5 protein-coding genes and 2 tRNA genes are annotated in these 8,449 nt (G+C 70.8%); 2 read left to right on the top strand and 5 right to left on the bottom strand.

The genetic code is table 11. The features are described from left to right. Positions 1-69: 69 nt before the first annotated feature. Positions 70-1,542, bottom strand: coding sequence for a catalase (locus ACL02U_RS11435; RefSeq protein WP_412790611.1), 1,473 nt, complete (start codon positions 1,540-1,542; stop codon positions 70-72). Positions 1,543-1,667: 125 nt separating this feature from the next. Between ACL02U_RS11435 and ACL02U_RS11440 the strand changes: the two genes are divergently transcribed. Beyond that, entirely contained in the window at positions 1,668-2,084 is a 417-nt protein-coding gene (locus tag ACL02U_RS11440) for a Fur family transcriptional regulator (protein WP_412790612.1), read from the top strand. Between the two features lie 232 nt (positions 2,085-2,316). Here ACL02U_RS11440 and ACL02U_RS11445 read toward each other — a convergent pair. The 4 genes from ACL02U_RS11445 to ACL02U_RS11460 form a co-directional block, all read right to left on the bottom strand. Beyond that, positions 2,317-2,390: transfer RNA gene (locus ACL02U_RS11445), tRNA-Met, on the bottom strand. 174 nt (positions 2,391-2,564) lie between these two features. Then, positions 2,565-4,451, bottom strand: a complete 1,887-nt coding sequence (locus tag ACL02U_RS11450; RefSeq protein WP_412790613.1) for a tetratricopeptide repeat protein — start codon at positions 4,449-4,451, stop codon at positions 2,565-2,567. A 204-nt stretch (positions 4,452-4,655) separates the two neighbouring features. Beyond that, positions 4,656-4,729 (bottom strand) — tRNA-Met (locus ACL02U_RS11455). 41 nt (positions 4,730-4,770) lie between these two features. After that, positions 4,771-7,728, bottom strand: coding sequence for a UPF0182 family protein (locus ACL02U_RS11460; RefSeq protein ID WP_412790623.1), 2,958 nt, complete (start codon positions 7,726-7,728; stop codon positions 4,771-4,773). A gap of 164 nt (positions 7,729-7,892) precedes the next feature. On the opposite strand from ACL02U_RS11460, the gene ACL02U_RS11465 reads away from it, so the two are divergent. Continuing rightward, positions 7,893-8,435, top strand: coding sequence for a PPA1309 family protein (locus ACL02U_RS11465; protein WP_412790614.1), 543 nt, complete (start codon positions 7,893-7,895; stop codon positions 8,433-8,435). Positions 8,436-8,449 lie beyond the last annotated feature (14 nt).

Consider the following 8,449-nt stretch of genomic DNA (forward strand, 5'->3'; position numbering starts at 1 on the left):
GCACGGCGGTGGGCCGGGACCCCCGCGGGGAGCCCGGCCCACCGATGCGGCGAACGGCCGGCAACGCGGTCAGCCGCGCAGGGCCCGGGCGGCGACCTCCAGCCGCTTTCCGAACCCGGCGTCCGCCCGCCGGAAGTTGCCGACCGCGCGCTCGACGATGTCCGCGCGGGACACCGGTGCGAGAGCACCGGCCAGGTTGGCGATCAGGCGCTCCCTCTCCTCGTCGGACATCAGCCGGTAGAGGTTGCCCGCCTGCACGAAGTCGTCGTCCTCGGCGTGCGCCGGGGCGGGATGACCGCCGGTGGCGCCGGCGAAGTCGCAGAACGGCTCCCAGAGCGGGCGGCCCGTCTCGGCGAGGCCGCCGAAGCTGTTCGGCTCGTAGTTCCTGGCACCGCCGTGCCGGCCGTCGTAGAGGTGGCCGTCCCGTGCGTGGGTGCGCGCCTCGGTGGCGTGCGGGCGGTTCACCGGCAGGTGGTCGGCGTTGATGCCGACGCGGTAGCGATGGGCGTCCCCGTAGGCGAAGAGGCGGCCCTGGAGCATCTTGTCGGGAGAGGGGCCGACACCCGGGACGAAGTGCGCGGGCGAGAAGATCGACTGCTCGACCTCGGCGAAGACGTTCCGCGGATTGCGGTTGAGCTCCAGCCTGCCGACCTCGATGGGCGGGTAGTCCTCGTGCGGCCACACCTTGGTGAGGTCGAACGGGTTGAAGCGGTAGCCTGCGGCGTCCGCGGCCGGCATGACCTGGACCTGGACGGTCCAGCTCGGGAAGTCCCGGCGCTCGATCGCCTCGCGCAGGTCACGCTGGTGCGAGTCGGGGTCCCTGCCCGCGAGCAGCTCCGCCTCCGCGGCGGTGAGGTTCCTGATGCCCTGGTCGGTCTTGAAGTGGTACTTGACCCAGAAGACCTCGCCGGCCTCGTTGGCCCACTGGAAGGTGTGCGAGCCGTAGCCGTTCATGTGCCGGTACGAGGCCGGGATGCCGCGGTCGCCGAACAGCCAGGTCACCTGGTGGGTGCTCTCGGGACTGAGGCTCCAGAAGTCCCAGACGTTGTCCGGCTCCTGGCTGCCCGTGTACGGGTCGCGCTTCTGGGTGTGGATGAAGTCGGGGAACTTGACGGCGTCCTTGACGAAGAACACCGGGGTGTTGTTGCCGACGAGGTCGTAGTTGCCTTCCTCGGTGTAGAACTTCACCGCGAAACCACGCGGGTCGCGGACGGCGTCCGGCGCCCCCAGGTTTCCCGCCACGGTCGAGAAGCGGAGGAAGACCTCGGTCTCCTTCCCGACCTCGGAGAGGAACGCGGCACGGGTGTACCGGGTGAGATCCGCGGTGACGGTGAAGGTGCCGTAGGCGCCCGCCCCGCGGGCGTGCACCACGCGCTCCGGGATGCGTTCGCGGTTGAAGTGGGCCAGCTTCTCCAGCAGGAGCTGGTCCTGGACCAGCACCGGGCCGCCGACGCCGGCGGTCTCGCTGTTCTGGTTGTCGGCCACCGGCGCACCGGCCTCCGTGGTGAGCGGCCCCTGCGTCGCGTGCGTCTCCTGCGTCATGTGCAACCCGTCCTGTCCCTTATCTGAAGTCCATCTGGATCCTACAATAGACAATGTCTAAGTTAAGTGGCGCTCCAAAGTCACACAGGATCGGAAACTGGTCCTCTTGCTGTTAGGCTGGACCCATGAGCGACCTTCTGGAACGGCTGCGCGGCCGCGGATGGCGGATGACCGCGCAGCGACGTGTGGTGGCCGAGGTCCTCGAAGGCGAACACGTCCATCTGACGGCCGACGAGGTGCACTCCAGAGCCGTCGCCAAGCTGCCGGAGATCTCCCGGGCGACCGTCTACAACACGCTCGGGGAGCTGGTGTCCCTCGGCGAGGTGCTGGAGGTGGCCACCGACCGGCGCGCCAAGCGGTACGACCCGAACGCGCACCGCCCGCACCACCACCTGGTCTGCGCGCGCTGCGGTGCGATCCGGGACGTGCATCCCGACGGCAACCCGCTGGCCGACCTCCCCGAGGCGGAGCGGTACGGCTTCGCCGTGTCGGGCGTCGAGGTGACCTACCGCGGCATCTGCCCGAACTGCGCAGCCGCGTAGCCGCCGGCCGACCCGGCAGAGCCCCTGCCCCGAGGACGGCCGGGGCTTCCTGCCGTGCGCACCGCAGGTGCCGGAAGCGCGGTGCACACTGCGGGACTCCGCGGCCGGGCGCGCGCTCCCCGCGCTGCGGCGGTGCCGGCGGCGGACGGCACGGGAGGCATCACGGACGCCGGAGCGTCCGGACAAGCGGTGAGGGCCGGAGCCCTTTCGGACTCCGGCCCTCACTCTTCAGTAGCGGGGACAGGATTTGAACCTGCGACCTCTGGGTTATGAGCCCAGCGAGCTACCGAGCTGCTCCACCCCGCGTCGGTGAATGCAACGTTACGTCAACGGGTCACGCAGAAGCAAATCGATGGGCGCCGCGCCCAGGGCCGCCGCTCTTGCCACCGGGCAGCAGGTGGCGGGCGCGCCGGGACCGGGCCTCCTCGTCGGCGCCCCGGCCTCCCGGCCCGCGTCCACGGCGCGGGCCGGGGCGGCGCCTCAGGCCGAGAGCTCCTGCCGCAGGGCGTCCCCCAAGCGGCCCGCCCGCTCCGCGACCTCCTCCGGCCCCAGCGCCACGGCCCGGTCGGCCCACCGCTGCCCCTCCACCAACTCGCCGCGCCGCGTGTAGACCAGGGCGAGCCGCAGCGCCGCCCGCCCGTGCCCGGCGTCGGCCGCCCGGGTCCACCAGACCGCCGCCTCCGGCTCGCTGCCCTCCCGGGCGAGCAGCAGTCCCAGGTTGAAGGCGCCGTTGCGGGATCCCGCCTCGGCGGCCTCCCGGTACCAGCGGGCGGCCTCCACCACGTCGCCGCGCGCGGCCGCCAGCATCCCGACCCGCACCTGCGCCCGCCGGTGCCCCTGGCCGGCCGCCCGCTCGTACCACTCCTCGCACTCGGCCTTCTCCCGCGGGGTCTCCCCCAGCTCGTGCGGCGACGCCGCCGGCCGCCGCGCGTCGAGGAGGGCGGCCAGCCGGTACGCGCCCTCGGCACTGCCCCCGCCGGCCGCACACCGCAGGTGCCGCTCCGCCTCCGGCTCGTCCCCGGCACGCAGCCGGGCGATGCCGACCTGGAGCGCCGCCTCGGCGTGCCCGGCCGCCGCCGCCCGTCGGTACCAGCCCAGGGCCGCGTCCTCCGCGCCCCGCCCGGCGAACAGGATCCCCAGGTTGAAGGCCGCGTCGACGCTGCCCGCCTCGGCCGCCTTGGAGAACCACGGCTCGGCCCCCGCCGGGTCCCCGGCCCTCAGCAGCAGAATGGCGAGCGCGTTGGCCGCCTCCCGGTGGCCGTCGTAAGCCGCCCTGCGGTACCACTGCTCGGCCTGCGCGGTCCGTCCCTGCTCGGCGCAGAGCAGACCGAGGTTGTAGGCGCCGTTCTCCTCCCCGGCCTCCATCGCGGCCCGGTACCAGCGCTCCGCGGTCTGCGTCTCGCCGCGCTCGGCGTGCAGGGCGCCCAGCGCGTTGGCCGCGTTGCCGTCGCCGTCCTTGGCGGCGCGCAGCCACCAGGCGGCGGCACTGTCGGTGTCGCCTGCGTCACGCAGCAGGAAGCCGAGCGCGCAGGCGGCGCGCGTGTCCCCGTCCCTGGCGGACGTCAGGTACCAGCGCCCGGCCTCCTTCAGCTCGCCCCGCTTCTCCAGGATCGCGCCGAGGTTCAGCGCGGCACGCCGGTGTCCGCGCGCGGCGGCCTGCCGGTACCACTGCTCGGACTCCTCGCCGGCCCCGGGCCGTTCCTCGCCCGACGAACGTGCGGCCTGCCGGTCGAGCGCCCGGGCCAGCCGGTACGCCGCCTCCCGGTGGCCGCGCTCGGCAGCGGTCCGCAACCACTGCTCGCCTCCCGCGTCGCCGCGGTGCTCCAGCAGGTCGGCGAGTGCGTAGGCGCCGAGGGCGTGGCCCTGCTCCGCCGACTGCCGCAACCAGTACTCGGCTGCGGGTTCGTCGCCGCGCTCGCGGTGGTGGCGCCCCAGGGCGTGCGCGGCGGCGGCCGAGCCGGCGACCGCCGCGACCCGCCACCATCCGGCCGCCTCGTCCGGGTATCCCCGCTGGTGGAGCAGGACGCCGAGGTTGTTCGCGGCGGCGCGGTCACCGGCCCCGGTGGCGGCCCGCAGATGGGGTTCGGCTCCACCGAGGTCACCGCGGCGCAGCAGCATGGCACCGAGGATGCTCATGGCCTCGATGTCGCCGGCCTCGGCGGCCAGCCGCTGACGCAGTTCCTCGGCCGCCTCCTCGGCGACCTCGGCGGCGTCTTCCGCCGCGATGCCCCCGAACGGCCCGTCGGCCGCGTCGCGGCTCTCCTCCCCGGCCCGGTCCCGGCTCTCACCGGGGATCTCCTCGCGACTGGAAGGCTGCACAAATCGCCCTGTCTCGAACAGAGTTGCCTTGTCCCCCATAACGTCCATCGTCGCACCACCTGCAACCTGGGTACACCCGGTATAACGCAGCCCATGAGGTCACTTGAGCGTTTTGTCGACATGCCCACAGAGAGACAAGTCAAACACAGATCTGCCAACTCCCCACGGCGGCACGGCCGTTTCTTCACGCGGCACATGCGTTCACACACCACGAAGGCCCGGATCCTTGAGGATCCGGGCCTTCGACTTCAGTAGCGGGGACAGGATTTGAACCTGCGACCTCTGGGTTATGAGCCCAGCGAGCTACCGAGCTGCTCCACCCCGCGCCGTTGTGCGGCAACCGTACCACGGCGCGGGACGGCCTCCGTCATCCGCTGCCGGGGCTCGGGGCGGCGCTGGGCGAAGCACTGCCCGTCGGCGCGGTTCCGCTCTGTCCGCCGCCGGTGGTCCCGGCGGCGGCCTGAGCCTTCCGGGCGCGTTCCAGCGCGCTCTGGAGATCCTTCTGCGCTTCGCCGTACGCCTGCCAGTCGCCCTTCTTCAAGGCCTCCTGGCCGGCGTCGAAGGCCTTCTGGGCGTCGTCCAGGGCCTTCTGGACGGTGGGGTTGGCGGACTGCGGCGGCTGGGTGGTGCCCTGGTCCTGCTCCGGCGGCTGCTCGGTACTGGAACCCTGGGCGCCGAAGACCGCGTCGAGCGCCTCGTTGAGGGTGTTCTCGAAGGCGGTCCTGCCCTCGTAGGTCACCAGCACCTTGCGCAGCAGCGGGTACTTGAGGCCGCCGCCGCGCACGTACACCGGCTCCGCGTACAGCAGACCGCCGTCCAGGGGCACGGTGAGCAGGTTGCCGTACTCGATCTCCGAGTCGCCGCCCCGGATGAGCCGGACGAACTCGGCGATGTTCTGCTGGGAGTTGGAGTTGAACTGGCTCTGCACCTGTTTCGGCCCGTTGACCGTGGAACTGGTGGGCACCTTCAGAATTCTGATCTTGCCGTAGTCACTGCTGCCCGCCTCGGAGTCGACGGCCATGAAGGCGCTGAGGTTGTCCCTGCCGTTCGGCGTGAACGTCGTCGTCAGCGAGAAGGCCTGCGCGGTCTGGTCCGGCATCTTCATGCTGAGGTAGTACGGCGGGACCGCGCTGCCCGACTTGTTGGTCGGGTCGTCCGGCACCTGCCACACCTCGCTGCCGCTGAGGAACGTGTCGGCGTCGCGGACGTGGTAGCGGGTGAGCAGCTCGCGCTGGACCTTGAACAGGTCCTGCGGGTAGCGCAGATGGGCCATCAGGTCGCCCGAGATGGCGCTCTTGGGCTTCACCGTGTCCGGGAAGGCCTTCATCCAGGTCTTCAGCACCGGGTCCTCGGTGTCCCACTGGTACAGCTTCACCTCTCCGCTGTAGGCGTCGACGGTGGCCTTGACCGAGTTGCGGATGTAGTTGACCTGGTTCTGCTGGGCGACCACCGCACGGCTGTTGTTGCCGGCGGTCAGGGAGTCCGCCGTGGTGTCGCCGAGCGTGGTGCGGGAGGCGTAGGGGTAGCCGTTGGTCGTCGTGTAGGCGTCGACGATCCACTGGATCCGGTGGTCGACGATCGCCGGGTAGGCGTCGCCGTCGATCGTCAGCCAGGGGGCGACCGCCTCGACGCGGTCCTTGGGGGTGCGGTTGTACAGGATCCGCGAGCCCTCGCCGATGGCGCCCGAGTAGAGGATCTGCGGTTCGCCGAACGCCACCGCGTAGGCGGCCCGGTTGAACGTGTTCGCCAGATTGACGCCGCTGTCGCCCCGGTAACTGGTGGTCTTCTCGCCGTCGTTGTCGGAGTAGTCGATCTCCTTCTGCGGACCACCGACGATCGAGTACGTCGTCGTCTTCTCGCCGTAGTACACCCGCTGCTCGTAGGTGCCGAGATCGCCCTTGGACGGCAGGTCGTACTCGGTGAAGACCGGACGGCCGGGCGAGGTGCCCTCGGTGGCCTCGGTGCCCTTGGCTGCGACGACGCCGAAGCCGTGGGTGTAGCGGAAGTGGGTGTTGATCCAGTTCTTCTTGTCGACACCGGCGAGGTTGAGTTCGCGCAGACCGATGACGGTGTCCTGGTCCTTGCCGTCCTTGGTGTAGCGGTCGACGTCCAGGTTGTTCGGGAAGGCGTAGTACTTCCGCATCTGCTGGAGCTGCTGGAAGGTCGGCGAGACGACGTTGGGGTCGATCATGCGCAGGCTGGCCGTGGTGTTCACGTCCTGCCTCAGCCGGGTCTTGTCCTTCGTGTTGCTCTCGCCGGGGTAGTCGCTGACCTGCGCGTCGTCGATGCCGTATGCCTCACGCGTCGCCTTGAGGTTCTTCTGGACGTACGGCGCCTCCTTGGCCTGCTCGTTCGGCTGGACCTGGAACTTCTGGACGATCGCCGGGTACAGGCCGCCGATGAGGATCGCCGACAGCACCATCAGCCCGAACCCGATCACGGGAAGCTGCCAGGTCCGCCGCCACAGGGTGGCGAAGAAGAGCAGCGCGCAGATGACGGCGATGCAGAACAGGATGGTCTTGGCCGGGAGGTAGGCGTTGGCGTCGACGTACCGCAGGCCGGTCCAGTTGTCGGTGGCCTTGAAGTCGCTGGACTTCACGGCCAGGCCGTACCGGTCGAGCCAGTAGGCGACCGCCTTCAGCGCGACGAAGACCCCCAGCAGGACCGAGAGGTGACCGGTGGCGGCGGCCGTGGCCCGCGCGCCGGGGCTGGTGACGCGCAGCCCGCCGTACAGGTAGTGCGTGAGCGCGGCCGCGATCAGGGACAGGATCGCGGCGGCGAAGCCGAAGCCGAGCAGGAAGCGGTACCAGGGCAGGTCGAAGGCGTAGAACGACACGTCGAGGTGGAACTGCGGGTCCTTGTGGTGGAAGGGCACGCCGTTGACCCACATCAGCCAGGTCCGCCACTGGCTGGAGGCGGAGGCGCCGGCGATCAGGCCGACCAGTGCGGTGATCGCCAGCAGCAGCCACTTCTTGTAGGGCGCGACGCCCATCCGGTAGCGGTCCAGGCTCTGCTGCTCCATCGACATCGCGCTCAGCGGCGGACGCAGCCGGTGGGCCAGCCAGATGTTGAACCCGACGGCCGCCGCCATCAGCAGACCGAAGACGAAGAACAGTCCGATCTTGGTCCACAGGGTCGTGGTGAAGACGGACGAGTAGTCGACCGACCGGTACCAGAGCCATTCCGTCCAGAAGCCCGCGAACATGCTGAACGCCATACCGAGCACGGCAAGGACGCCCAGGGTCATGAGCAGGGACCGGGCACGCCGGGACGGGCGGCCCACTCTGATCCGTGGCCCCGTCGGGCCTCCGCCGCGGTCCGGCATCTGGAAAGCCAAGGTGCGCACCTCGAAGTTCGCTGTCGTTACGTCGGGGCCGCGTGTTCGCGGACCCGCCGTGGCCCCCCGTGATCGCGGGCCCACACCTATGCAACTTACTGACGGTTTACTCGGTTCCCGATTCCGGTCGGGAACGAGGCAGGATTGTGACCATGTCCAACACTCCCATGGCAGCGAGCCCCCTCACCCGGGCCGTGCTCGAGATCGACGAGTACGCTTCCGGCCTCGGCTGGGACCGGCCCGCCCGCCTCTTCGCCCTCGTCGACACCGCACGGCTGCGAGCCGAACAACCTTCGCTGGCCGACCGGCTGGGTCTGGGCGACCCGCAGGAGACCAGCGGTCTCACCCCGATCGAGCAGGACGAGGTGCCAACGAACAAACAGCTGGACGAGTTCCTGGCCACGATCGCCTGGCCGGACGCGGTGGCGGGCTGCGCGCTCACCCTGGAGCGGCTGATGCTTCCGCCCGCCGCCGAGGCGCAGCTTCCCGAGGGCCTGGACGGTGCGCGACTGGCGGCGTGGGTGGCCGAGCACCCCGAGCGGCAGGAGGTCCGGATGACGGTCGCGGTGCTGCGCGACGGGACGCGCGAGTCGGCGCTGCGGTTGCGGGAGAAGGACTCCCCCACGGAGGTCCTCACCGGTCCCGACCTGGTTCCGGGCCTGGCGGAGGCACTGACGGCCACGTTCGCCGAGTGAGCGGTGCACGGCCG

Source organism: Streptomyces sp. MS06 (genome assembly GCF_047200655.1).
In the GTDB taxonomy this organism is placed as follows: Bacteria; Actinomycetota; Actinomycetes; order Streptomycetales; family Streptomycetaceae; genus Streptomyces.

Coding starts and splice junctions, on each gene's coding strand:
- ACL02U_RS11460 (WP_412790623.1), bottom strand. CDS start 7,728: ATGCCGGACCGCGGCGGAGGCCCGACGGGGCCACGGATCAGAGTGGGC.
- ACL02U_RS11435 (WP_412790611.1), bottom strand. CDS start 1,542: ATGACGCAGGAGACGCACGCGACGCAGGGGCCGCTCACCACGGAGGCC.
- ACL02U_RS11440 (WP_412790612.1), top strand. CDS start 1,668: ATGAGCGACCTTCTGGAACGGCTGCGCGGCCGCGGATGGCGGATGACC.
- ACL02U_RS11465 (WP_412790614.1), top strand. CDS start 7,893: ATGTCCAACACTCCCATGGCAGCGAGCCCCCTCACCCGGGCCGTGCTC.
- ACL02U_RS11450 (WP_412790613.1), bottom strand. CDS start 4,451: ATGGACGTTATGGGGGACAAGGCAACTCTGTTCGAGACAGGGCGATTT.